The 25,031-nt window shown below is 46.1% G+C and carries 17 protein-coding genes; 9 read left to right on the top strand and 8 right to left on the bottom strand.

Annotation, left to right across the window (positions count from 1 at the left end):
* On the top strand, positions 1 to 426 hold the full coding sequence (locus D0B88_RS03065; protein WP_151054947.1) for a group 1 truncated hemoglobin: 426 nt from the start codon (positions 1 to 3) through the stop codon (positions 424 to 426).
* Positions 427 to 429: 3 nt separating this feature from the next.
* Here D0B88_RS03065 and D0B88_RS03060 read toward each other — a convergent pair whose 3' ends face one another.
* Complete coding sequence (locus tag D0B88_RS03060) at positions 430 to 1,317, bottom strand: amino acid ABC transporter substrate-binding protein (RefSeq protein WP_151054945.1); 888 nt, start codon at positions 1,315 to 1,317, stop codon at positions 430 to 432.
* A gap of 145 nt (positions 1,318 to 1,462) precedes the next feature.
* Here D0B88_RS03060 and D0B88_RS03055 point away from each other — a divergent pair, with 145 nt between their 5' ends.
* Positions 1,463 to 2,968 (top strand): tryptophan halogenase family protein, encoded by a 1,506-nt coding sequence (locus D0B88_RS03055; protein ID WP_151054943.1) that lies wholly within the window; start codon positions 1,463 to 1,465, stop codon positions 2,966 to 2,968.
* Positions 2,969 to 3,074: 106 nt separating this feature from the next.
* Here D0B88_RS03055 and D0B88_RS03050 read toward each other — a convergent pair whose 3' ends face one another.
* A complete protein-coding gene (locus D0B88_RS03050; protein ID WP_151054941.1) occupies positions 3,075 to 6,014 on the bottom strand; it encodes a TonB-dependent receptor in 2,940 nt (979 codons plus the stop codon).
* A gap of 498 nt (positions 6,015 to 6,512) precedes the next feature.
* Here D0B88_RS03050 and D0B88_RS03045 point away from each other — a divergent pair, with 498 nt between their 5' ends.
* Together D0B88_RS03045 and D0B88_RS03040 are read left to right on the top strand one after the other, a co-directional pair.
* Positions 6,513 to 7,520 carry a GTP-binding protein gene (locus tag D0B88_RS03045; RefSeq protein WP_151054939.1) on the top strand — a complete coding sequence of 336 codons (1,008 nt, stop codon included), beginning with the start codon at positions 6,513 to 6,515 and terminating at the stop codon, positions 7,518 to 7,520.
* A 167-nt stretch (positions 7,521 to 7,687) separates the two neighbouring features.
* Positions 7,688 to 10,105, top strand: a complete 2,418-nt coding sequence (locus D0B88_RS03040; RefSeq protein ID WP_225318511.1) for an acyl-CoA dehydrogenase — start codon at positions 7,688 to 7,690, stop codon at positions 10,103 to 10,105.
* A gap of 67 nt (positions 10,106 to 10,172) precedes the next feature.
* Here the strand turns inward: D0B88_RS03040 and D0B88_RS03035 are convergent, their stop codons facing one another.
* A complete protein-coding gene (locus tag D0B88_RS03035) occupies positions 10,173 to 11,507 on the bottom strand; it encodes a GGDEF domain-containing protein (RefSeq protein WP_151054937.1) in 1,335 nt (444 codons plus the stop codon).
* 154 nt (positions 11,508 to 11,661) lie between these two features.
* On the opposite strand from D0B88_RS03035, the gene D0B88_RS03030 reads away from it, so the two are divergent.
* The 5 genes from D0B88_RS03030 (at position 11,662) to cysC (ending at position 17,053) form a co-directional block, all read left to right on the top strand.
* The gene (locus D0B88_RS03030) at positions 11,662 to 12,552 is read left to right on the top strand and encodes an NAD-dependent epimerase/dehydratase family protein (protein ID WP_151054935.1); all 891 of its coding nucleotides are present in this window, start codon (positions 11,662 to 11,664) and stop codon (positions 12,550 to 12,552) included.
* Between the two features lie 112 nt (positions 12,553 to 12,664).
* Positions 12,665 to 14,620 carry a nucleoside-diphosphate sugar epimerase/dehydratase gene (locus D0B88_RS03025; RefSeq protein ID WP_151054933.1) on the top strand — a complete coding sequence of 652 codons (1,956 nt, stop codon included), beginning with the start codon at positions 12,665 to 12,667 and terminating at the stop codon, positions 14,618 to 14,620.
* Positions 14,621 to 14,623: 3 nt separating this feature from the next.
* Complete coding sequence (locus tag D0B88_RS03020) at positions 14,624 to 15,469, top strand: glycosyltransferase (protein WP_191966508.1); 846 nt, start codon at positions 14,624 to 14,626, stop codon at positions 15,467 to 15,469.
* Between the two features lie 42 nt (positions 15,470 to 15,511).
* On the top strand, positions 15,512 to 16,468 hold the full coding sequence (locus D0B88_RS03015) for a glycosyltransferase family 2 protein (RefSeq protein ID WP_151054929.1): 957 nt from the start codon (positions 15,512 to 15,514) through the stop codon (positions 16,466 to 16,468).
* A gap of 6 nt (positions 16,469 to 16,474) precedes the next feature.
* On the top strand, positions 16,475 to 17,053 hold the full coding sequence (cysC, locus tag D0B88_RS03010) for an adenylyl-sulfate kinase (protein WP_151054927.1): 579 nt from the start codon (positions 16,475 to 16,477) through the stop codon (positions 17,051 to 17,053).
* 365 nt (positions 17,054 to 17,418) lie between these two features.
* Here cysC and D0B88_RS03005 read toward each other — a convergent pair whose 3' ends face one another.
* The 5 genes from D0B88_RS03005 to D0B88_RS02985 all read right to left on the bottom strand — a co-directional run bounded on the left by D0B88_RS03005 (position 17,419) and on the right by D0B88_RS02985 (position 25,028).
* Positions 17,419 to 19,428, bottom strand: coding sequence for an acyltransferase family protein (locus tag D0B88_RS03005; RefSeq protein ID WP_151054925.1), 2,010 nt, complete (start codon positions 19,426 to 19,428; stop codon positions 17,419 to 17,421).
* A 319-nt stretch (positions 19,429 to 19,747) separates the two neighbouring features.
* On the bottom strand, positions 19,748 to 20,635 hold the full coding sequence (locus tag D0B88_RS03000; protein WP_191966507.1) for a phytanoyl-CoA dioxygenase family protein: 888 nt from the start codon (positions 20,633 to 20,635) through the stop codon (positions 19,748 to 19,750).
* 35 nt (positions 20,636 to 20,670) lie between these two features.
* A complete protein-coding gene (locus D0B88_RS02995; protein WP_151054921.1) occupies positions 20,671 to 21,684 on the bottom strand; it encodes a glycosyltransferase family 2 protein in 1,014 nt (337 codons plus the stop codon).
* The gene (locus tag D0B88_RS02990) at positions 21,684 to 23,858 is read right to left on the bottom strand and encodes a glycosyltransferase family 39 protein (RefSeq protein ID WP_151054919.1); all 2,175 of its coding nucleotides are present in this window, start codon (positions 23,856 to 23,858) and stop codon (positions 21,684 to 21,686) included. The genes D0B88_RS02995 and D0B88_RS02990 overlap by 1 nt, the downstream gene beginning before the upstream one ends.
* Before the next feature lie 48 nt (positions 23,859 to 23,906).
* Positions 23,907 to 25,028 carry a glycosyltransferase family 4 protein gene (locus D0B88_RS02985; RefSeq protein ID WP_225318510.1) on the bottom strand — a complete coding sequence of 374 codons (1,122 nt, stop codon included), beginning with the start codon at positions 25,026 to 25,028 and terminating at the stop codon, positions 23,907 to 23,909.
* Positions 25,029 to 25,031: the final 3 nt, after the last annotated feature.

Genomic DNA, 25,031 nt, shown 5'->3' with positions numbered 1-25,031 from the left:
ATGTTACTGCGCCCGATGTTAATGATGAGTATTTTTTTGTTGCTATCCGCCTGCACAAGTTCACCCAGAGAGCCCTCGCTTTACGATGCGCTGGGTCAACGCGAGGGAATTGCCAATATTACCCATCAGATGATTTTAAATTTCGCACAAGACGAGCGGGTAAAACATCGCTTCAAAGGCGTGAATATGCAGAAATTTAAAATCGGGTTTACCAATTATGTCTGCGCCCTGGTGCAAGGCCCTTGCGAATATCAGGGGGACTCCATGAAAACCATTCACGCCGGGTATAACTACACCAACACCGAATTTAATGCGATTGTGGATGATTTGATTTTGGCCATGGAACAATGTGGTGTGCCGGTTGCAACGCAAAACCGGTTGCTCGCAAAATTGGCGCCGACTTATAAAGATGTTGTCTACCACTAGCGGTTAATAATTACCTAACCATTGATGATGTTGTTCGGGGTAGTCGCTACTTTGGTCGGGGTTTTGCAACTTGATCAAGCGGCGCTTGGACAGGTTGAGCCGTTGCAATCGGCTGCCAAAGTGTTGTCGAAATAAATCATCCATTGCACCCGATTTGCTCAAGGTCTGTAACCCACTTTGCAGTCGCTCTGCCAGTTCGGGGGCATTGGGGCTCACATAAAAATAAACCGGCAGCGGCATATAGAGCAGCAGGTTTTTTTCAATGGCCAGATTCTTGGCCCGCTCGCCGTCCAGCAGATAATTATCTTCTATTTCAATAATGCTCAAGGGCACAAACATATAGCGCTGCGCCGCTAACATTTTTAACAGGCTGGTCATGTTCAGCGATTCAGTTACCGCAAATTGATTGTGGGTGTAGACATGCCCCTCCCAGCCGCGTCCAAAACCCATCGATAATTGGCGCAGTTCGTTGAGTGCATAAATTTTGTCAAATAGCGCCTGGTTATCCTTGTGAATCAACAGCACCCGGTAGCCCATGGCGCCTTGCAATATAGGTTGGTCAATGCGGAGTAATTTCAACCGCGGCCCCTGCGCAACCGGAAAGCCAACCAGGCGATCAATATTCAACGCGTCACCCGCAATCAACAACTCGTGTTTGCGTTCGGACGTGAGTGTCTGTTCAGAAAAATTGATGTGATAAGGGCCATGGCTGGCGCGCGTGGTTTCAAGCGCAGCGGCAATCAGCGCAAGATAATATTGTTCGCTGACCTGATGGTTATTGCCTATGTATTTAACCTGCAATACATCACCAGTGGCGGAGGCGGCAGAAAAGAGCGCAACTATGCCCATTAGCCTTAGAAAACGGGTCACCTGTACTTGAACAGAAGCCATAGTGTTGCACCACAGAATTTAAACGAGCATGGCTTAACTATACGACGCTTTGCGAAAAATTCCTGTGCAAAAATTTATGATAACGGTTACATCTTGCATCGGTAAGGTTAAGATGAATCCTTCGCAAGTTTGCTAAAGAATTATTATGAAAAATATCGTGATTGTCGGTGGTGGTACCGCTGGCTGGATGAGTGCGTTGGTTATGGCGCGCGAGTGGATTCAGCAGGGGGTCAGTATCCGTGTAATTGAATCTCCCGACATTGGCATTATTGGCGTGGGGGAAGGTTCAACACCTGCACTTAAATTATTTTTTGATCGTTTGAATATCGCGGAAAGTGAGTGGATGCCCGCATGCAACGCCACCTACAAGTGCGGTATTCGCTTTGATGGCTGGTCAACCCACGCTGGTTTTGAATCCTATTTCCATCCTTTTTCGGCGGCCTTGGATCGCCAGACCTTGCCGATGTTTATGCACAACGCGCAAATGCGTTTGCGTGGTGCGGATGTTTACGCTCAACCCGATCGCTTTTTTATTGCTGCGCGTCTGGCACAACAATGCCTTGCACCTGTAGCGCCGGAGCATTTTCCGTTTGACGTGCATTACGGCTATCACTTTGACTCCACATTGCTCGGGCAATTTTTGCGGAAAAAAGCGCTGGCTCTGGGGGTTATTCATGAGTCTGCGCATGTCGTTGCGGTACAGCAACGGGAAAATGGTGATATTGCCAGCGTGCAGTCGGCGGACCAGCGCATTATCGCTGCTGATTTTTTTGTCGACTGCACCGGTTTTTCCAGCTTGTTGCTGCAACAAACCTTGCAGGTTCCCTTTATAAGTTACGCCAATAATTTGTTGAACAATGCGGCTGTGGCTATGCCTTCCACTATTGGTGAAAAAATTCCATCGCAAACACTTGCGACTGCAATGTCGTGCGGTTGGGCCTGGCAAATTCCACTCACCAATCGCTATGGCAATGGTTATGTGTATAGCGCTGATTTTTGCTCGGCAGATCAAGCCGAAACAGAATTGCGTGCGCACTTGGGGTTATTGGATGCTGACGTACCGGTACGTCATTTGAAAATGAAAATTGGGCGGGTGGAGCAGCACTGGGCGCACAATTGTTTGGCGGTGGGATTAGCGCAGGGTTTTATCGAACCGTTGGAAGCGACCGCGTTATTTTTGGTGCAGCAGACGGTCGCGATTTTTGCGGAATATTTTGCGCGTGGGGAATTTACCAATCGGCTACAGGCTGAATTTAATCAACGTATGAATAATCATTTTGATGGCGTGCGCGATTATATTGTTACCCACTACAAAACCAGTTCGCGGCGCGACACTGACTATTGGTGCGCTAACACTGCCAATCAGCAGGATGTATCGCCAGTTATGTTGGAGTTGTACCGCAGCTGGTATGCCGGTAAGGATTTAGCGGCGGAAATTAATCGGCTCCAGCTGGGCAATTATTATCCGGCACCTTCCTGGTACAGCATTTTTACCGGCATGGGAATTGTGCCCAAAGGTGAACAGCTGCGTAGGGCAACTGCGGAGGAGGCGTGTTTCGACATCGCTGCTGTCGATGAATTTTTGCGTCGCTGCAGTTTGAACTTTAACGACCATCGCGCGCTGTTGATGCGCTGGCAATTATCGGGTTGAGGTGCTTTTCGGCCTGATTCTTATACCCATAAAAAAACTCTGCACCAGGCAGAGTTTTTTTATGGGCTTCCGGATTATTTGAACGGGAGGCTGGCTCCCGTTCTACCTAGAACTTGGCGCGGACACCCAGGGTATAACGAGCTTCATACACATTTTGGTTAACGACTACGTCGCTCCATTGCATGTAAGTCTCTTCATACTCTTCGGTGACATTGGTGCCTTGCGCATAGACCGTCAGGTTGTCGTTGATGTCATAACTAACCGAAACATCCACGTATGAGGTCGGCGCTTGCCACCAAGCGGCCGGGCTGCCGTCGTTCCAGGCGCGACCAATAAAACGCTCGCTGCGGTAGTTGTAGGCAACACGCGCTTGCCACCGGTCGTATTCGTACCAGAGCACGGCGTTGACTTGATCTTCCGAGTTATCGGCCATCGGCATAGTTGCGCCATAGAAGTCTTTTTCGCCGCCGGTGCCATCAGTAAAGGTATAGTTTACCGTTGCACCCAAACCACCCCAGGCGCCAGGCAAGAAATCAAACGCTTGCTGATAGCCCAATTCCATTCCCTTCACCACGCCGCCGTCGGTATTGCCACGGGTAGTCAAATCCATGGTTTCACCCGGTCTGCGGTTGACGCCGTCCGAGTCGGCGACAGTTGGAATTCGAACCGTGGTAGTGGCGATAGAGGTTTCTACATCCACACGGAACATGCCCAGGCTCAGGATGCCGCTCTCGGTGAAATACCACTCGTAGCTCAAATCCAGGTTATCGGCGCGCCATGGCTCCATGTAGGGGTTGCCGTTTTGCGACGCGCTAACCACCTGGAACACACCCAATTCGGGGTTGTTATTGGTGGTATAGGTGCGGCCCAAGCCCAGATCGTTGGCATCCAACTGGGTCATGGTTTTGGAGTAGGCCAAGCGCAACTTGGTGTCTTCGCTGGTATCAAAGGCGATATTGAAACGTGGCAGGAAGTCATTGAATTTGCGTTCAACTACCTCGGTACCGGCGATAGTCGGTGCAACACCATCCAGTGCCGGATACACCACGCCATCCACTGTCACCTTGGTCGTATCGACCGAAGGGATAAATTGGGTGATGTCGAGGCTGGTTTCTACGTACTGCATACCGAAGTTGGCTTGATATGGCAGGCCAGCTTCACCTTCAAATGAACCTTGAATGTAGAAGGTTTGGGTTTGGTCGCCCACTACAAAACTTTGTGAGCCATCTTTTTGTCGCACGTTGCCGGGGTAGAGCGCCTCGTGGAACGCCGCCGTATTTTTCATCGCTTTGGGGTTGATGAAGTAGTAGCTATTGCCATCGCTAACCGGGCCAAAATCGCTCACCTGATGGATATAGCCCAGCTCTTGCAGCTCGGTGAACTTGAAGGTGCGGGCAATGGTGTCGCCATCTTTCACACCGGCGATACCTGAGTCTTTCCATTTGGAGTAGACAGTGACATCCGCGCCATTGGCATCTTTCACGGTAAAGGGAGCGATCAGATCATATTGGTAGCGTTCGATTTCGCGGTCGGCAAAGCGATAGCCGAAGTCCAGTTTTACCCCGTCCTGGAAGTCGTAAGTACCGTCAACGCGGAACACGTCCAGCGTCGATTCTTCTTCGCGGTTTTGATGCGCGAAAGAGGAGACCAAGCCGTAGCTATTAATATCCTGACCAAAACCGGCGGGGTATTGAATGCTGGGGTGTTTGCCGGAGAAGTCGGCCACCACTGGTACGCGCTCGCCATTGGGGCCGTAACCACCCGGGTTAACCGGCGCCTTTACACCGCCGTAACTGGTTTGCAGGCCGGATTGCATGCCGCTGGTCAGTAGTGCGTCGGCAAAACTGCCGGTGTGATCGTTGGTCGCATTGCCGTGAGCGTAGCGCACCGAGCCGCTCAGCTTGTCGGTCAGCTCTACATTGGCCTGCAGGTTAAAGTTCAGCGATTCGCGCTCATCTATTTGGGTTTCGCCTTTGGCGATAACCCGCAAGGCATCCAGGTTGGTAATGGACGAGGTGTAAAAATCCTTACCGTTGCCACCGACCGCCGGGCCGCGATTGATCAGAGTGGAAGCATCAGGTCTAACCCAGTCGTACTGGGCCCAGGAGTTATCGGCGATCAAGCCGTTCACGTAATCGCCTTGGTCCATCTTGGTGTAAAAAACATCGGCCAATAATTCAACGCGATCATTCACCTGGAATTGGGTCGTTGCCGAGACACCGGTACGCTCGCGCTCCGCCATACGGTTGGTAACGCCGTAGTCGATGGTGCCAAAAACCTGGTCGTTGGTATCGCCATCACCAGTCAGGTCAGCAGGTGTGCCACGGCCTGGCCAATCGCCATTTTCGTTATAACCGCGGAACCACCAGTCGCTGTACATACCGTAGCGGTAGTTGGCCAGTGTGGCTTCGGAATTGGAAACACTGACCAGAGCGCCAAAGTTGTCACCGTTATTAAAACCGGCAAAACCATTCACTTTATGGCCGGTATCGTCATCGGTGTACTGGCCTTGTGAGGCTTCGGCAGAACCCGCAAAAGTCCAGCCTGAATCCAGGTCAAAGGGGCGACGGGTTTTCAGGTCGATAGTACCTGCAACACCGGCCGCCAGGGTTGAGGCCTGAGCAGATTTAATGACATCCACGCGCGACAGCAGTTCGGCGGGAATATCGGTAAATTCGGGTTGGGCGGTGGTGATAGAGCCCGCGCTCAGGAATTGTTCACCATTCAACAGGGTGCTCACCTGCGGCATACCGCGCACGTTCACGGTTGAACCTTCACCGGCGTTGCGGCGAATTTGAATGCCGGGTACACGCTGCAGCGAGTCGGCGATGGTGGTATCCGGCAGCTTGCCAATGTCTTCAGCGCTGATGGCGTCCACTACCGAGGCAGAATTGCGTTTAACACTGACAGAGTTGGTCAGTGACGCGCGAATACCGGTGACTACTACTTCCTCCAAGCCTTGGTCTTGTGCGTAGGCACCCGTGGCAAGACTGGCGGCGATCAGGGTGGAAAGTAATTTCCGGTTAAAACTTGCAGAACTCTTCATGCGTACGTCCTCTAGTTTTTGATTTGTTATGTCGTCTATTGCCCGTGAGGTTGCTCAAGACCAGGCGCTCGGTCGGGTGAGGCTTGAATATGAATTGCCGTCCCATGCTCGAGAAGGCGGAATCCTATTTGTAATCGTTTACATTTTCAAATGATTTGTGCGTAAAAAAAATTATAAAAAAGCGGGTCTTTTGATAGATAAAAATATTGGCTTCTAACGTTTTTTATTTATCTATATGAAAAATAACAACTTGTTAGTTTTATTTGAGGGCGGCTTTGGGCTTAATAGTTAAAACTATGACCTATGTCATCCATACAAAAATTTGCAACCGATTACATTTAGTTACATTTTTACACAGTATTGATAAAAAATAGTCATGGTCTTGGGGGGAGTATTTATCGCGCTCTGTTTCAGTGGGGGTGGATTATCACTAGACTGGCGGCCGCGCAGCTTGCCTGCATCAGCCCTGTTTGGCATTTAACGTGTTAAGGATGTTTCATGATTCCAACCAATATCATCACCGGCTTTTTAGGAGTGGGTAAAACCACGGCGATTAAACACTTGCTTGCGACTAAACCGGCGGGCGAGGTTTGGTCGGTGCTGGTGAATGAGTTTGGTGAAATTGGTATCGATGGCGCGCTGCTCAAAGAGAGTAACGCCCATGTGCGTGAGGTGCCGGGCGGTTGCATTTGCTGTGTGGCGGGGCTACCGATGAAAATGGCGCTGAACATGCTTATCGCCCGCACCAAACCCGACCGCATTTTGATTGAGCCCACCGGCCTTGGTCACCCGGAAGAAATCATCAATACCCTGACCGGCGAATATTACGACACAGTGCTGGATTTGCGCGCGACCCTGACTCTCGTTGATCCGCGCAAACTGAGTGACGAGCGCTATATAGGCAATGCGACATTTAACGATCAACTCGCCGTGGCCGATGTGCTGGTTGCCAACAAGATCGACCAGTGTTCGCCGCTGGATCGCGCCAATTTCGACGATCTTGTCGCCAGTTTTACACCGCCTAAACAAGCGTCGTTTGCGGTGGAGCAGGGGGCTCTACAATTGCCCTGGCTGGATTATCCGCGCCAGGCTCACACACTCGTTCACCCTGGCCTGCACGCGGCCGCCAAACCCAACCGCCTCAGTCCCCAGCGCGAGCTTTACAATGCGGCAATTAAGTTGCCGGAGGGTAAGGAGTATCTGCGCCGCGAAAATAGCGGGCAGGGGTTTTACTCCTGTGGCTGGATGTTCCAACCCGCAATCGTGTTTGACTTCAATCAACTCTTCGGCTGGATGACCGGGTTGGCGCTGGTGCGCGCCAAAGCGGTGATGAATACTGATCAGGGTGTCTACATGTTTAATGCCGAGCAGGGTGTGCTGAGTGTGAAACCACTGGACGCAGACGCTGAGCTGGATCTGCTCGATAGTCGTATTGAGTTAATAGATGATCGATTGCTCGCGGTAGATGAGTTGGAGCAACAGCTGTTGGGTGCACGCCGGTTGTAAATTGTGCCAGCCCGCAAGCAAGGCAAGGTTTTGGGTGTTGCAATGGAAATATCACCGACTTAACGGTATTGGGCTAAGGTTAGTGGTAGGGTTTGCGCCGCAAAACCATGATTAGAATAAATCAGCAATAAAAACCAACACAGATAGACGGATCAGAGGTCAATAAAATGATGTTACTGCTTTCTTTACTCGCGATATGGATATTGGTCGCCGTGCTGACTTACCGTCAGGTGGCTTTGGCTGCTGCGTCATCGATTGTGATTATCGCCTGGCTGGTGCTCGGTGCTATCACCCCGGCTATGCTCTCCCCTTGGTTAGTGGTGCCCTTGGCATTGATTCTGGTTGTGCTCAATGTAGGTTCCGTGCGCCGCGCATTGCTCACCAAACCGGTGTTTGCCATGCTCAAAAAATCCATGCCGCCCATTAGCGCCACTGAGCGCGATGCTCTGGAAGCCGGTACTACCTGGTGGGAAAAGCAGCTGTTTAGCGGCCGTCCCGATTGGAATGAGTTTGCCGAAATCAGCCTGCCGCAACTCACCGCCGAAGAGCAGTCCTTTATTGATAACGAAGTCAGTGAACTCTGTGCTTTGTTGGACGAATGGAAGATCCAGAATGACCTTAAAGACCTGCCGCCAGAGGCATGGCAGTTCCTCAAAGACAAAAATTTCTTTGGGTTGATTATCCCCAAAGAGTACGGCGGGCGCGATTTTAGCCCCTACGCACAAAGCCGCATTATGAGCAAAATCGCCAGCCGTTCCGGCACGGCGGCGGTTACGGCGATGGTTCCCAACTCCCTCGGCCCAGGTGAGCTGCTGGTCAAATACGGCACCGAAGAGCAGCGCCAGCGCTGGTTGCCCGGTTTGGCGAACGGTACCGAGATTCCCTGTTTTGGCCTGACTGGCCCCGAAGCGGGCTCCGATGCGGGTTCAATTCCCGATACCGGTATTGTCTGCAAAGGTATGTTTGAAGGGCAGGAAGTCATCGGCCTGAAGCTCACCTTTAGCAAGCGCTGGATCACCCTCGCCCCGGTGGCAACGGTAGTGGGTTTGGCCTTTAAAGTGTACGACCCTGAAGGTTTGTTGGGGGATGCCAGCAAAACTGACTACGGTATTACCTGTGCATTGATCCCCGCCAACCACCCCGGTGTAGAGATTGGCAAGCGCCACAACCCCGGCTCACCCTTTATGAATGGCCCTATTTATGGGACGGATGTATTTATCCCCGTGGATTGGATCATCGGCGGCGCCGCCATGGCCGGTAAGGGTTGGCGCATGCTGATTGAATGTCTCGGTGCAGGTCGCGGGGTTTCGCTACCGGCACTGTCTACCGCCAGCGGTGAAATGAACTACCGCATGGTTGGCGCCTATGCGCGTATTCGTCGCCAGTTCAATACCGAAGTCGGCAAGTTTGAAGGGGTGCAAGAAGCTACTGCCGAAATCGCGGCGACCGGTTATACCCTGGAGGCGATGCGTCAGTTCGTTACCAAGGGCTTGGAAACCGGCGCACCGTCGGTAATGACCGCTATGGCTAAATATCACGCCACTGAACTGATGCGTAAATCGGTTGAGCACTCGATGGATGTGGTGGGTGGTCGCGCCATTCAAAAAGGCCCGCGCAACTTTTTAGTCGCTTCTTACCACTCGGTACCGGTGGCGATTACCGTTGAGGGTGCCAATATTCTTACTCGCTCGCTGATGATCTTTGGGCAGGGCGCTATGCGTTGCCATCCTTTCCTATTTGAAGAGATGCAGGCCATGCAGTTGGAAAACGGCAGCGAGGGCCTGAAAAAGTTCGATAAGTTGTTTACTTCGCACCTTGGCCATATCGCCAACAACATGCTGCGCACCAAATTGCTGGGCATAGTGGGTGGTCGGTTCAGCAGCCTGCCTGCCAATGCCGATGATTTCAGCAAGCGCTGGTATCAGCGCATTAATCTGCTGAGTGCGGCCTTAGCGTCCATGTCGGATATTGCCCTCGGGGTTTTGGGTGGCAATCTCAAGCGCCGCGAGTTGCTGTCAGCGCGCTTGGGTGATGTGCACAGCCAGTTGTTTATCGCCTGTGCGATTTTGAAATTCCACTCTGCTCATGCACGCACCCGCGCAGAAGATGCGCACGCAGAGTACGCCTTAACCCGGGCACTTTATATTGCACAGGAGGCGCTGCGTGACTTTGCCGATAATTTCCCGGTGAAATTCCTCGCCAAAGTGATCAGTTTTGTTGCTATGCCGTTTGGCAGTATTGTGAAGAAACCCAATGATCATCTGATTCGCGAACTGGGAGATTTAATCATGGAGGAGAATCCGGTGCGCACTATGCTCGGCCAGTACCTCTATGTCAGCCACGACCCGGAGGATGCGTTTGGTCGCGTGGAGGGTACCTATCAAATGCTTTTGTCACTTGGTCCTGTGTGGCAGTCATTCCTCAAGGCGAAAAATACCGGCAAGATCAGTGGCTCTTCTATCGAAGAGCTTGCCAAAGATGCGGCTGCTAAAAACATCATTCAACCGCAAGATGTGGCGCGAGTGGTGGATTATGATGCGCGCCGTTTCGATTGCCTGATTACCGACTCCTTCGACAAGCTCTAGGACAAATGGTATTGGCAAGCATTAAAACCCGCTACGGCGGGTTTTTTAATGGGCGGGTACTGCAAACTCAGTGGTCATCAAGGCGATCGCTCGCCATCACTGAACAGTTGCGCCCTTGGGCTTTGGCTTGATAGAGCGCTATATCGGCGCGTTTGAAAGTGTCATTAAACTCTTCTCCCGGCAAGCGGTCGCTCACCCCAAAACTGGCAGTTACCGCGAGTGGGTTGTCCGGTTCAAATAGGGTTCCATCAATTGACAGGCGGATTTTCTCCGCCATGGCGATAGCAAATTCCTTGCGTTTATTGGGTAGCAGCACAATAAATTCTTCACCGCCCCAGCGCCCAAGATAATCCTTGCGGCCGATGGCCTTGGCGATAATGGTGGCCACCGCTTGTAAAACCCGGTCGCCAGTGTCGTGGCCGCGCCGATCATTGATGCGCTTGAAGTGATCTATATCGATCAGGATCAAGGCAAAATCCGGATTCGTGCCGGCACCGCTTTCGCGTTCATTCAGCGCGATCATAGTGCTGACAATCTGGTCAATACCAAAGCGGTTGTAGGCTTGGGTCAGTGGGTCGACGGTAGACAAACGGCGGAACTTGTCGGTTTCGCGGCGCAGTTCAGTAGTGTATTGGTTAAGGGTATTGATCACCTGTACGTCATGGCGTGACTGTTCGCGCAGGCGGATTAAATGGATGATGGCGTAGCTAAAAATACCCAGCAGCCAGGCGGTGAGAATCGCTAAATACCAGGTCTCCGCACTCACCCACTCACCCACAAATTCAATTTTCTCCATGATCATGTCGTAGTTACCCGGTTCCATACCCTCGGCGTAATCAATACCCAGGGTAGTAATATTGCTGCGCTCGGGTTGTGCATGGATGCGGGGAATGTTGAGTTGATCCAACCACCAGTCGGCCACCTTGAACTCACTCAGCTCAATACGCGTCTCACCTTGCAGGTCGCCGACAGGGATATTGACGGAGATAAACTTGCCACTGTTGGCATCCTCCGGTGTGGAATAGGCGGGGTTGAAATTGCGCATTGCAAAGCGAATTTTGCGCGATTTGCCGATCACCCTCAGTTTGACATTCAGGTATGAATAGCCTGATAAATCGGTTCCCCGCAGCCCGTCATTGGTCAGCAGTAAGTTGAAGCTGCAAGGGAAATAGGGAGTGGTGTTATCGCGGGGAGGCGTACAGCGCCAGTGAAGCTTGCGTTCATCCACCCAAAATGCCGCTGGGGATCCATCCTCACCTGGGCCTGCATGAAAAAAATAACTGGGGGTGTTGCTAGGTAAAAGGGTCAGGCGCTTTTGCGGTAGATATTGCTGTAATAACAGCGCGATAAGCGTGGCGGCTATGGCGAGCAGCAATATGGAATTGAAACGCTTGTCATTCATGGATTGGCATAATCATTTAGAGTAGAGAATTACCTTGCCTATTGGCGCTGCTTTTGTTTTTATCGCCGCTCTAAGGTTAGCAGTATTGGCGCGGTTGGTCGTTATTAGTGCGTCTTTAATTCTCAATCTTGTAAACATTTGTGGATGTTTTTCTATGCGGTTGGTTGTGACTGGCGCTAATGGTTATCTGGGGCGTGCTCTATGCCCTTTGTTAGTGGCCCAAGGTCATGCAGTTACCACGTTGACTCGCGCACCGTTTGAACTGGAGGGCACCTCTAATCAGATACTACACTGGCAGCAGGAGGAGCAAGTGCGCGCATGTTTGCAGGGGCAGGAGGGCATAATCCATTTGGCGGCGCTGGCCCATCAAGCTGGTCGTAGCGATGCGGCAACCGAAGCGCTTTATATGACCGTGAACTTTGAGCAGACGCGAAGACTTGCCACTCTTGCTTTAGCACGCGGGGTGCGACGGTTTATCTATATCAGCAGTATCAAGGTTAACGGTGAGGCTACGTTTGGCACGCCTTATCGCTTTGACTCCCCAGCTGCGCCACAAGATATCTACGGTCGCTCCAAGTGGGCGGCAGAGCAGGCATTACATCAACTGTTGGATGGCACCACAACTGAACTCGTAATCATCCGGCCGCCACTTATATGGGGTGGGGTCATGAAGGGTAATCTCGCTTTATTGCAGCGCTTGGTGACTATGGGGGTGCCTCTGCCGTTTGCCGGATTGAATAATCGCCGCGATCTGGTGTCACTGGATAATTTGTGCAGCCTTATTGCGCTCGCGCTTGTTCATCCTGAGGCTGCAGGGCAGACCTTGTTGGTGAGCGATGGTCAGGCACGCAGTACTGCCGATATTATCCGCCTGATCACCTCTGGCCTGGAGTCGCGGCCCAGATTGATTCACTGCCCAAGGTGGCTGCTTGCGGTACTCGCACTCTGCCCTGGCCTAGGGGCAAAGCTGGATAAATTATCGGGCGATCTGGAAGTGGACATTCAACCTACGTGCGCTCGACTTGGCTGGCGACCAAAACCCTGAAAATGGGTTAAAAACTGCTGAAGCGCTAACAAATTGTTACTGGTTAAAACTGTTAAAGCGCGCATGCACTTGATACCATCCAAGCCGGATAGATTTAGGCCTGAAGGAACTAATGAAAACTTCGCTGATTCTCAAATTTCTTAGTGCACCCCGCCCAATAAAACGATTAATTTCAATCGCTTATGACGCGCTGGCTATAATTGGATCGTTTTATCTTGCCTATGCCCTGCGCTTGGGTAGTTTAGGGATTAACATCGACCAACCACTTTTGTTGTGTCTTGCTTTCACTTTGGCTATTTCTATTTTCACCTTTGTTCGCATGGGGTTGTACCGCGCCATTCTGCGCTACATGACCCAGCACGCTATGGTGACCATTTTTACCGGAATTCTTATTTCAAGCCTTGCAATGACGCTCAGTGCCTTCTTTTTCCAGGCATTTTTGCCGCGCTCTGTTCCCATCATTTATGTATTTACCACGCTGATTTTGATTGGATTACCGCGGTTGGTATTTCGCAATGTGGTTAAAATGGTTACCCCGAGAGGTAATATCAATGTGGTTATTTACGGTGCCGGTGAAACGGGCAATAACCTGGCCAACCAATTGCGCTTGAGTGGTGAGTTTAATCCGGTTGCATTTGTAGATGATGAAAAAAGGCTACATGGCAGTGTGCTCAGCGGGTTGGCGGTATACCCCCCGCACAAGTTGGCTGCCCTGATTGAGCAGTACTCGGTAACCCGTATTTTGCTGGCCTTGGGTAATATCAACCGTCAGGAGCGAGTACGAATCATTCGCTACCTCGAACCGCTGTTGGTGCAGGTGCAGACTATTCCGCCGGTGACAGACATAGTCAAAGGTGTGGCGCGCATTAATGAGTTGCGCAATATTCAGATTGAAGATCTGCTGGGTCGTGACCCAGTTGAACCAAACCCTGTATTGATGAGCAAAAATACCACGGGTAAAACGGTGATGGTGACTGGTGCCGGTGGTTCGATTGGCTCCGAACTCTGTAGACAACTGATCAAACTCAAGCCACTCAAAATTGTGTTGTTTGAACAAAATGAGTTCAACCTCTACCGCATTGAAAAAGAATTGAACGCACTGCAGGCCGGTGTATTACCGCAAGTGGAACTGGTTTCTTTATTGGGATCCGTGCAAAACTTTCCGCTGCTGGATATGGTGATGCGTCAATTTGACGTGCACAGTGTTTACCACGCCGCTGCTTATAAACATGTCCCCATGGTTGAGCAGAATATTATTGAAGGTGTTAAAAATAACCTGTTTGGTACAAAAAACACCGCCGAAGCCGCTCTGCGCAACAATGTTAAAAATTTCGTATTAATCTCTACCGATAAAGCGGTACGCCCCACCAACATCATGGGGGCCTCAAAGCGTCTTGCTGAATTGGTGCTGCAGGATCTCGCCTCTCGGCCGTCCAAAACTATTTTCAGTATGGTGCGCTTTGGCAATGTACTGGACTCTTCCGGCTCCGTAGTGCCGCGTTTTCGCGAGCAAATCAATAAGGGTGGCCCCATCACCGTTACCCATAAAGACATAGTGCGCTACTTCATGACTATCAGTGAAGCAGCGCAGTTGGTTATTCAATCAGCCTCCATCGCACAGGGTGGCGATGTATTTGTGTTGGATATGGGCGAACCGGTAAAAATTCTGGATCTCGCCCGTGAAATGGCATTGCTCTCTGGTTATAGCATCAGAGATGAAAACAACCCCAATGGTGATATTGAAATCCAATTCACTGGTCTGCGCGCTGGGGAAAAGTTGTATGAAGAATTGCTTTGTGGCGACAACTGTGAAGGCACTATTCACCCGAGGATCATGCGTGCCCAGGAAAAGAAAATGGCAGCCGCTGACTTGGAAGCTTTAGTTAACCAAGCCAAAGGGTTTTGTGAAAATTATCGCTATCAGGAATTGTTCAGTTTGATCGTGGACTCTGAAGCTGATTTTGATCCGCTCTATGAAATTAGCGATTTTATGCATAGAACCCGCAAAGAAAATGCAAAGCTATTGCTAATTTCTGGGTTGGCCGACAAAAAAGCCATTTCGGAGTAAATTGTGGCGCTTTCTGATTCCACTGCAACTGAGCCCGCATCACTCAGTATTTCTTGCGTGACCTACAATCTTCACAACAGTACATTTAACGCAACAATAGAATCACTTGCCTGTGCTTGCGCCTATGCAAGGGCACAAGGCCGTTTGGCTGTCAGCCATTTGTACTTAATAGACAACGGGCCCGATGAAAAAAACTATCGCGCGCTCTGTGCTATTCAGTCTGCATTTTATGCTCACTTTGAAAAAATCACGTTGTTAACGGGGCATGGAAACCTTGGTTATGGCAGCGGCAACAACCTCGCATTGCTGCAAACCACCAGTCACTATCATTTAGTACTTAATCCGGATGTGCTCTTGGCTGAAAATAATATCAGCCTTGCACTGGATTATATGAATCAACATCCGCAGGTGGGTTTGCTGGCACCGGATGCGGTAGATGAGTTCGGTGAGCGGCAGTACCTTGCCAAGCGCAAACCCTCACTATTGGTGTTATTGGCGCGCGCTTTTTCCTTGGAATTTATGCGCAAACTCATGGCACAAAAACTTTATCGCTACGAATATCGTGACATTATTCCCACGCAAGTACCTGTTGAAATAGAGTTGGCCAGTGGTTGCTACATGTTCCTGCGAACATCTATTGCGCAACAAATTGGCGGCTTTGATCCCGATTTTTTTATGTACTTTGAGGATTTTAATCTAAGCCGTCGTATAGCGACAATCAGTCGGGTAGTACACCACCCTGAATTGCGTATCGTTCATTTTGGTGGTGGCGCATTTAAAAAGGGGATAAAACATATAAAGTATTTTTCCGGTTCATTTTTTAAATATAAATGTAAATCCCATTTTTGATATATCTTCAAGTCAAATAAGTCCGCCGCTATAAGGTTAAAAATGCAAAATACGACAATACCAATTAGCGTGATAATCGTTAACTGGAACGCAGGAACGGTACTGAAAAAATGTGTTCAGCACCTTCTAAAGCAAACCTTAACGCCGGAGGTTATCTATGTAGTAGATAATGCAAGCACGGATAATAGTTTGGCCTCCGTAATAGGTATGGATCGCATAGAGATAATTGCATTAAATAAAAATGAGGGTTTTGCGAGAGGGAATAACATCGCGTTAAAAAAAATTACTACTCCTTATGTTGCGTTGTTAAATCCAGATGCTTTTCCCGAGCCACAATGGCTCGAAAGTTTATTGGCAGCGATGACCTCACATCCTAGCGCGGCATCAATCGGTTCTCTACAGTTGATGCACGGTTTCCCCGGCATAGTGGATGGTATAGGTGATTGTTATCACATCAGTGGCTATATGTGGCGAAAAAAGCATGGTGAATTGATTACTGATAACGATCTACTCGAGAGAGAAATTTTCTCTCCTTGTGCTGCTGCAGCACTGTATCGACTTGATGCATTGGTTGAAGTGGGTGGATTCGAAGAGTCATTCTTTTGTTATTGTGAGGATGTTGATCTCGGTTTTCGTCTCAGAGCACGGGGCTATACAAGCTGGTATGCACCCTCGGCTAGAGTGAGTCATATAGGCTCTATGACCTCGGGTGGGCAAGATAGTGACTTTGCGATTTACCATGGGCATCGAAATCTAATCTGGGTTTACCTACGCAATATGCCTTTTTTATTGCTTTTGCTTTCTCTTCCACTCCATTTGGCGGCAAATTTTTTCGCCATATTATTTTTTTTATTAAAAGGACGGGGGAAGATAATCCTTAAAGCGAAGTTTGATGCTTTAAGCAAACTAGGTGAAATATTAAAGCAACGCAAAAAAATTCAAAGCGAAAGAAGAGTTTCATCAATTAAGCTTTTATCGTCAATTAATATTAAAAAATGACCTGTTATGAATACTATATCAAATCTAACGAAAACATCAGGTTCTATTGATAAGGAACTAAGGGAAGGTCTGCTCAAGCAAAAAGCGATCACATATTGGATAACAGGATTAAGCGGTTCAGGGAAGAGCACATTAGCTTATGGCTTGGAAGAAACCTTGTTTAATCAAGGTAAGCTTTGTTACGTGCTTGACGGCGATAACATTCGTTATGGATTAAATAAAAACTTAGGTTTTTCATCTGAAGATCGGTCTGAAAATATACGTCGTATTGCAGAAGTTAGTCGATTAATGAATGATGCAGGACTAATTGTCATCACCGCATTTATTACCCCCTTTAATGCTGATCGCCATATGGCTAAACAGATAATTGGAGAGAGTAATTACTGTGAAATATACTTGAGTACCTCGCTGGCGGTTTGCGAAAGTAGGGATCCAAAAGGTCTTTATCAGAAGGCACGCTCTGGACAACTCCCACACTTTACAGGCGTATCATCTCCTTACGAGGTCCCTCTCAGTCCTGATTTTGTCATAGATACAAATAATCTAAGTCTTAACCAATCTATTAGTATGATTATTGAAGAGTAATAAATATTTTCGTAATACTAAAAAGAGATTGAGCTTATTTACCTGAAATAGGATTTTTTACACATGTTTTTAGACAGAGGTTTTCCAAACTTTTATTAGACACTGTAGCCTATAAATTCTTGAGGTTGAATATGGAATATCAATATCTTAAGCGTTATCTTCGTGAGCTGGTTAGATTGTATCTTGGCGAAAAATTACATTCAGATATAACAACGCATATTCAATACTAAATTCTGCTTTCACATCAAAATTAAGGCGAGACGAAAGATATTGTTGCCTAAGGTCAAGTCTATAAATGTTATTTTTTCCACCAATCGAAATCCTTTCTTTTGGTGGAAAAATAATTTTTCTTGTTTTTTCGGCAGCTATTTAGCTATTTTTTCAACAAATGGAACTAACTCTTCGGCAATAAGCATGCTCGTGTACGGAGATATATGATCAGAGTAGCCATATAGCAGTTTTCCATTCAGTACCGTTGTACATTTATTTTGTTGAATGTCACAGAGTAAATGAAGAGGATCATAAATATAGATCATTTCTGGATTAAGCTCTCTGATACTTTCAAGCAATTTTCTGTATTTTTCAGAGGTTTTCAAGTGGCTTTCATATGATATGTGGCATTGATATGTGTTATCCAGCGATAGAAAATTATCAAGCAATATGAAAGCTGTTTTTCGAGTTATGCATTGTTTAGGATCTTTTAAGCTAGGGTTGTCAACCACGAGTACAACTTTCTTTCCTGCGTCAATCATTTTACTTATTGCATTCTTTAGTCCTGCGTATGCAACATCAAAATTTGGATTTTCCGGTAGATCTTCAATCGTATAATCAGTTTTAAGCTGAAATAAGGCGCGTGTTGCGACAGTAAGTACGACAACTTTAATATCATTATCATTTGTAACAACTTCAAGTGCTATTTTCGATAGTGTTTGATATTGCTCGTATAATTGATTGTTACTTAAAACCATTATAGGGGCGCCATTTGGTCCATTACCTCCTATAAATTTCCACGATTTTTCTTTTGATGATTTTAGGAATATTCCGGCTGATAGAGCGGAGGCTTTACTATCTCCTAACAACAAAAAACTAGGAGTGCTTCTGCTATCTCTCATGCAGTCCCCAAATTTGCCCTCATCCTCAGGAGCCACACCACAGCCTTTTGTTAAAAATCCGAGATCGCCACTTATTTGGCCTGTGGTAATAATGGTGTTTGCTTTGACAGCTTCTCTTGATTGAAGTCCATTTTGCATGAATATATATAGCCCCGCTCCGGCGATAGCTGTTAAGGAAATTGCAAGATAAGGAGCTACCAACTTGGATTTGAATCTAAACCTGATTGGGTTCTCAAATATACGATAAGTCCCCCAAGCTAAAAAAACAGAAACCAAAACTGCAATCACTCGATAAGATACAGGCTCATTTCCGGACTTTACAATTTGAAGGAATGATAATAACGGCCAATGCCATAAATAAAGTGGGTAGCTAATTAGCCCGATAAAAATCATTAGCCGATTAGATAATACTGCTCTGTTAATAACCGCATCATTTCCTGCGTGGATCAAGAGAACTGCACCAAGCACTGGTAAAAGTGATAGCCAACCTGGGAAAGGCAAACTTTTGTCTATTGTGAAGGCAGCAATAATTATCAGAACAAGACCTGCTATAGAAACTGCATTTTTATAGTAGGTGTTTTTATATGGCCAATCATTTGCTTTGTTTGAATAAAAAATATTACCGTAGGCTAAAAGAGAGCCGGCTAAAAGTTCCCATATGCGTGTTATAGGAATAAAGAATGCCATAGATGAGTTCTTATATGTGAAGAACACGCATGATATAAACGAAGCTATAGAGAGTACGACTAAGGTGAGCGGTATATTTTTTTTGGCTTTCCATAAAAACGCAATCAGTACTGGGTAAAGCAAATAGTATTGCTCCTCTATCGCCAGTGACCATAAATGCATCAAGGGTTTAGTTTCTGAAGCTGTATCAAAATAACCCGCTTCTTGCCACAAAATAAAATTTTGAGAAAAAAATGCACCAGCTGCTATATGTTTTCCTAATTGCTTAAATTCATCAGGCAGTAAGACAAAGTATCCAATTGTAAAGGATGTTAGAAGAACTAATAATAATGCTGGAAAAATGCGCTTGATACGCTTTTTGTAAAAATCAAGAAACGAAAATTTATCATTCTTAAAGTTAGAAAAAATAATACTTGATATTAAAAACCCTGAAATAACAAAAAAAACATCAACCCCAATAAAACCGCCAGGGATCAAGCTGGGGAAGGCATGAAATATCACAACAGCCAAAATGGCAATTGCGCGGAGACCATCAATGTCTGGTCTGTACTTTAAGTGAGAGCGGATGTCATTCATAGGATGGTCGGATTTGTAGTGGCATATGATCTCTAATGAGGAGTAATAGCATTTTTGTACTACTATATGACGCAGATGCGCCTAATCGCTTGCTGTGTGTGCTTGATATAAGTAGTGATTTTTTTCGTAAGTGGAACATCAAGTAATTCTGGTGCTCGGAAAAGCTGAATATATGATCGCTTACTCCGGCCAATAAATCAGGTCTGAAGATTCCGTAAGCTGAAGAGGGTTAAGCAATGTTGAAATTTTCGATTGTTGATGTTTGCTTTCATTCGTAACTACATATGGCGGGTGTCGGCCGCCGTATGTAGAAAATAGATCACATGAAGCTTACATCACCTGATAGGGCAACTTTCCTATTCTCATGGTTTATAAATCCATAGCGATTTGCTGGGGGATTAGGGCCCTCGTGTAAGAAAAACATATCATGCTGAAATACTTGGACGGACTCCGGCGCGCAGTGGCAAACTATACTCCAGCGACTCCGCATAGGATCTCCCGCTACCGTTCCACCGTGAGGCATTTGAGGATGCCATATCACGACATCGCCCTTATTGAGCATCAAGGTTGTAGGTTCTACAAAAGCTGTCGCTTTTCTGATTACTTCTCCGTTGTACAAGTCTAACGCTAACCTTAATTGATCTTTTTGCGTTGCATTAGGTTCTCTAGCGATAGCTTCAGACAAAAATTTCTTTTCTGAGTCTATAACTAACCTATGTCCGCCTTTGTGATAAAAGAGTGGGCCAGCGTTCTTATCAACGTCTTCTAATGCAGTCCAAACGCCAACAAATTGAGAGCCTGGCCAGGTCGCGAAATGAGGAGTGTCTCTATGTACTGGCTGTTGAGTTCCATATTTGAATGTAAGGGATGTGTAAAAAGATGATTTCTTATCAAATAAAATATCTAATATTTTGTGTATCTTTTCTGACGCGCCAATTTTCATTGCATTAGCAGAGACCATTTGAAAATTCACCAGACGCTTGGGGCGTCCTAGCTCATCAAGATTCTGAGATACATAATCGGCCTTTTGAGCTGACCACTTTAAGTAATCATCTACTACTGCCGTGCACTCGTCAGCAGAGTGAATACCTCTCAAAACTGCAATTCCATCATTATGTAGGTCAAGCAACGCCTGCTTAATATAGTCTTCAGCATCTAATTTACTGATTTTTTCTAGTGCATTTTGATCATCAATCCACAACGACATTGGCTGCTCCATATTCAAATTTGTGAAAGCAGATATCATTGCTGCTTTTCGGTTGAAAACACATACATGTTTCTTATTCTATTACGAATCTGAATTGGTCGTCTAGGTACACTGAACACGTCAAAAGAGATAAACGCCAATATAAACTGTATGCCCACAAGGATAGAGAGTGATGAGATCATAACCGTACCTATGGGAGTAAGTAACTCTTGAGTGGTGGCTTCAATCCAGTGGTAAATGCCGAAAAGTAAACCAAATGTTAAAAGCAATAATCCTAACGGTAGCTCTATGGATGCAACGGTCATATCGCGTAGATAGTAGTTATAAAAAATACGTTTTGCAGTATTACGGAGATGTTTTAAAAAGAATTCGCCGACGATCTTCGATACTTTTAAGCCGCTAACTTCATCGCCATATTTGGCAATCATGGGAATATCTATAACAACTGCTCGTAACGTATTGAGTCTAAATAGTATGTCGGTTTCAAAAAAATAACGCTTGCTGATTTTGCTATATGGTAGAAGTTTTGCAACATCCCTATGAATCGCTGTGTAGCCATTTGTAGGATCAAATAAATCCCAGTACCCCGATGAGAATTTACACATCAACGATAGCATTGCATTACCAAAGATCCGAATCTTGGGCATGGAGCTAATTTCTTCTAGATCGTAGAATCGATTTCCTTTGGTGTAATCAGCCTCACCCGACAATATTGGCGCGACAAAATCAATTAATAGGTTGGGATCCATTTGTCCGTCACCATCAATTTTTACAATTACATCTGCACCGTCCTTGATTGCGGATGCGTAACCGCTCATGACGGCTCCGCCTACTCCTTGATTCACTTCGTGGTATATGATTTTTACACGAGTATCTGTGCAATTTTCTGCAACAAACTGCCCCGACTGTTCCGGGCATTTATCATCTACCACATAGATATAATGTACCTCTGTCCCGATAGAGGAAATTACGTCCAGAATATGTTTTTTTACGCGAAAGCATGGAAGTACAACCGCTATAACAGATGCTGTTTCAATTGTGTTTTGCATCATTTCTCCGAGGGTGTAACTGAGTCGATTTTTTTAATATTGATGTAGCTGATTGCAATTCCCATCGCACGATGAGAGTTGTTTGGTGTTATTGTCGCTGAATGTAGGCGCAGCGTATCAATTGGAGTTGCTATTTTAACTTCAAAACTGTGCAGTTCCGGTTTTTCGGAAAAATTAAGCTGATGCATTTCGTTTCCAATTTGTACGTGAACTATTTTGTTCGCTGTTTCGGCAAGCATCCAGCCAAATATTTCGATGCTAATTTTTCCATCAATGGTCGCTGGCAGGTGAATTTCCGCGTTTTCCTCTGATGACCAGCTTCCCCATTCCTCTGGATCATTAAATCCAGAGGTGGTTGCTCTTGATTCACCTGCGGTACCAAGCCTTAGTTGCAATAGATCTCCTATTTTTAGTGAGTGCAGCTGAGGTTTTGAGATTGTGACTGAAGAGCTTATGTTGTAGAAATCTATTCCTTTTATCTCAAGCTTATTTTGATAGCTGAAATCGGCGATATAAGGGTCGGTTGTGATAATCCAATCGGCACCCGCGGCATCACTTTCGGAAATCTTCTCTCCTGCTGGCTTGACAAGCACTCTAGGCGCATCGGCCATATTAAATAGAATATAAGACGCCTTGCCATATCGTTCACTGGTAACAATTAAACCCTTTCCTGGTGTTTCGCTAGAAAAGGTTTTTGCAACCATCTGTCCAATGGCGGCATTATTTTTGTTAGCAGCTAGATGATGATATAACCAATTGTAAGTTTGGGTAGATCCAGCAAAGATAATGATAAACAACTGCAGGTTAAGAATTGGCTTACGCCATTTTTCTTTAACGAGTGCGAGAATTCCTGCCATTAAAATAAACAATAACAAAATTGTTTTTATTTCAATTTTTTGTTGGGAAAAACTCCAGCTGTAGGAGTTTTTTTCAGTAAAAAATGCAAAAAGTAATGGGTAATCCCATGGGAAAATTTTGAAGTTTTTAATCCATAAGATAAAAACAAAAAAGCTAAAAAGGTGCATCACCCAAAACAAGGTCGCTTTAGTTTTGTGAATTTTTTCTACAGAGAAGAAATAGATAAAAGCAAGGAGCCCTATTGCGGCACCTAAATAGCGCCCGTGAATTCGTAGATTTTCTCCTTCATTTAATTGCCCTGCATTGAATGTAAAGTACGCAACCATGACAACATGGATAAAAATGAAAGATAAGGTAAATAGTGAAAGTAATATTTCGAAGCTAGTTGTTTGCTTGGTGTCTCTTTTTAGAAATTCAATGATTGTGCGGCATAAATAAACCATCACGGGAGAGAAGACGACATATAGCACAAGCAAGTGAATACCTATGTATTGCGATATGCCAAGCAATTTTTCAGCGGTACTAACAGTTTCAGTATTTAGATAGCGCCCATAAAAATTCAGGCCTAAAGGAGCTCTGGGGTCAATCAGCCACTCAGATGAACAAAGTCGCCAGATCAGTAAAAAAGAAATATAGGTCGAAATCAAAAACACTACTAGATTGATACTGGCTTGCATTATGCTTTTTTTACTTGGTTGTTGAGTAATAAAAGGCTGCATGCTGATTACCAGTATGGCGCAGGCTATCATGGCGACAGCATGGGGCTTTACCAAAATTGCCAACCCCATGGTTACACCAGCTAATAAAGATCCTCGAATTGGTGAAGAAGGAAGCACCGCTAATACTGAATACATAAGGCAACAGCCCAGAAGCATTAGTTCTATTTCAGGCATTGAAGTAAAAAGATAAAGCGACGATGGCAAGATGGAAAAAGCTATGCATCCCTTTAGTAGAGCTGCTTTTGGAATATGTTTTTCAAATGTCTTATAAAGAATTATCATGCATAAAAAATATTCCAGAACATGTATCAATCGTAATCCCAAAATAGATTGATCGTGAAAAATGTAAAAAGCCGCATTCACCATTTTAAAGTAGAATAGGTTTGCGGTTTTTTGTAGATAGGGATCCAGCATTTGAATGCTGGTTAAGTCATTCAGATACTTTCCGCTGATATAATATAAGTACTCATCAGACGCAAGTATGGGGTATCCAAGGGCTATCCCGAGTAGAAGATAAGCAAAGAATATCCCAAAAAGTAAAACCCAAAATATTGTGCTAACACCTTGCTGGGTGTTTGTAGTTACTGGAGTTGTCACAATTGCATACCTGAGCAGGAATAGAGTGAGAGTTAAGCACCTGGGTTGTTACTTATAGGTGTTTTGGATGCGCTCTATTCGGTTCAAATAATTTAGCCCGATTGCCCGGTGACTAAATTTCTTTTCCATATGCGCTTGTGCTTGTTTACCTTTTTCTCTGCCGGTTTGAGGAGAGTCGATAAGGTAAGCCATATGCTGAGCTGCTTCATTCGAATCCGCATCAGCCCAAACTTGTCCATCAGCGAATGGATAGTCACTCTCACCTAATGGAATAAGCTGATAGTTCACACCATATGAAACGTTGGCATCCATAAACTCTAGGTTGCCTGAATAAGCGGTAGCGATAACAGGTTTTCCAAATGCCATTGCTTCTGCAATGCCAAAGCCAAAGCCTTCTGAACGGTGCAAAGAAATAAAACAGTCGCAGTTACGTTGCAAATTTTTAACTTCATTGCTTGTCATCGTATGGCTTATGCAGGTGGCATTATCACCAAGTATGCCAAGCGCTTCAGTGACTTTTTTAAATTCTTCTGGGTTGCTTTCAGCCCCATTAATTTTAATTACCAAGTGCGCTTTTGAATAGGGGCGCAACTTGAGTAATTGTTTAAATGCATTTATTACAGCATAGGGATTTTTTCTGCTCGTATAGGATTTCAGATCAAAGAAGAATAGAAATGCATAGCTTGATTCTGGAATTTGAAAGTAGCGCCGGCCAAGAAAAGAGCTAAGAGATACTCCGCATGCGAGCGGTAACTTCACAACTTCTTTTTTACAGGCATTACGTAGTGCTTCATAAGTGAAAGTTGATGATGCCCAAATTTCATCAAATTTATCTAATTGGGCTGCCCATGTTTCAGGGTAACGAGATAACTCCCAAGCTGGATAAATGATGTTATAGCCACTCCATGTTTCCTGATAGGAAAGATGTTTTACTGCCTGTTCTACTTCATTGCCATTAATACAATAAATATTTATAGAAGCTGGAGTATCCGAGCAGGCTGGGAAAAGCTCATTTTGTTCTTCGTGTGTTGGTGTGTTTAGTTTATAAATATCTGTAATAGAGGGCATTAGACTAGCTGCCCGCAGAGATCTAAATGTGCTTCTTAAATGCTCACCCATGCCAATAGGGGCAAAGGGATGACCTACCAATCGTATGTTGTAATTTTGCATTGG

Origin of the sequence: Cellvibrio sp. KY-YJ-3 (assembly GCF_008806955.1) — a bacterium.
Lineage (GTDB): Bacteria > Pseudomonadota > Gammaproteobacteria > Pseudomonadales > Cellvibrionaceae > Cellvibrio.
The sequence above is the reverse complement of the archived record's forward strand: the minus strand, read 5'-3'. Positions and strand labels throughout refer to the sequence as shown.

What these genes read in the sequence shown, in the direction of transcription:
- D0B88_RS03065 (WP_151054947.1), top strand. Translation starts at nt 1, where the DNA reads ATGTTACTGCGCCCGATGTTAATGATGAGTATTTTTTTGTTGCTATCC.
- D0B88_RS03060 (WP_151054945.1), bottom strand. Translation starts at nt 1,317, where the DNA reads ATGGCTTCTGTTCAAGTACAGGTGACCCGTTTTCTAAGGCTAATGGGC.
- D0B88_RS03055 (WP_151054943.1), top strand. Translation starts at nt 1,463, where the DNA reads ATGAAAAATATCGTGATTGTCGGTGGTGGTACCGCTGGCTGGATGAGT.
- D0B88_RS03050 (WP_151054941.1), bottom strand. Translation starts at nt 6,014, where the DNA reads ATGAAGAGTTCTGCAAGTTTTAACCGGAAATTACTTTCCACCCTGATC.
- D0B88_RS03045 (WP_151054939.1), top strand. Translation starts at nt 6,513, where the DNA reads ATGATTCCAACCAATATCATCACCGGCTTTTTAGGAGTGGGTAAAACC.
- D0B88_RS03040 (WP_225318511.1), top strand. Translation starts at nt 7,688, where the DNA reads ATGATGTTACTGCTTTCTTTACTCGCGATATGGATATTGGTCGCCGTG.
- D0B88_RS03035 (WP_151054937.1), bottom strand. Translation starts at nt 11,507, where the DNA reads ATGAATGACAAGCGTTTCAATTCCATATTGCTGCTCGCCATAGCCGCC.
- D0B88_RS03030 (WP_151054935.1), top strand. Translation starts at nt 11,662, where the DNA reads ATGCGGTTGGTTGTGACTGGCGCTAATGGTTATCTGGGGCGTGCTCTA.
- D0B88_RS03025 (WP_151054933.1), top strand. Translation starts at nt 12,665, where the DNA reads ATGAAAACTTCGCTGATTCTCAAATTTCTTAGTGCACCCCGCCCAATA.
- D0B88_RS03015 (WP_151054929.1), top strand. Translation starts at nt 15,512, where the DNA reads ATGCAAAATACGACAATACCAATTAGCGTGATAATCGTTAACTGGAAC.
- cysC (WP_151054927.1), top strand. Translation starts at nt 16,475, where the DNA reads ATGAATACTATATCAAATCTAACGAAAACATCAGGTTCTATTGATAAG.
- D0B88_RS03005 (WP_151054925.1), bottom strand. Translation starts at nt 19,428, where the DNA reads ATGAATGACATCCGCTCTCACTTAAAGTACAGACCAGACATTGATGGT.
- D0B88_RS03000 (WP_191966507.1), bottom strand. Translation starts at nt 20,635, where the DNA reads ATGTCGTTGTGGATTGATGATCAAAATGCACTAGAAAAAATCAGTAAA.
- D0B88_RS02995 (WP_151054921.1), bottom strand. Translation starts at nt 21,684, where the DNA reads ATGCAAAACACAATTGAAACAGCATCTGTTATAGCGGTTGTACTTCCA.
- D0B88_RS02985 (WP_225318510.1), bottom strand. Translation starts at nt 25,028, where the DNA reads ATGCAAAATTACAACATACGATTGGTAGGTCATCCCTTTGCCCCTATT.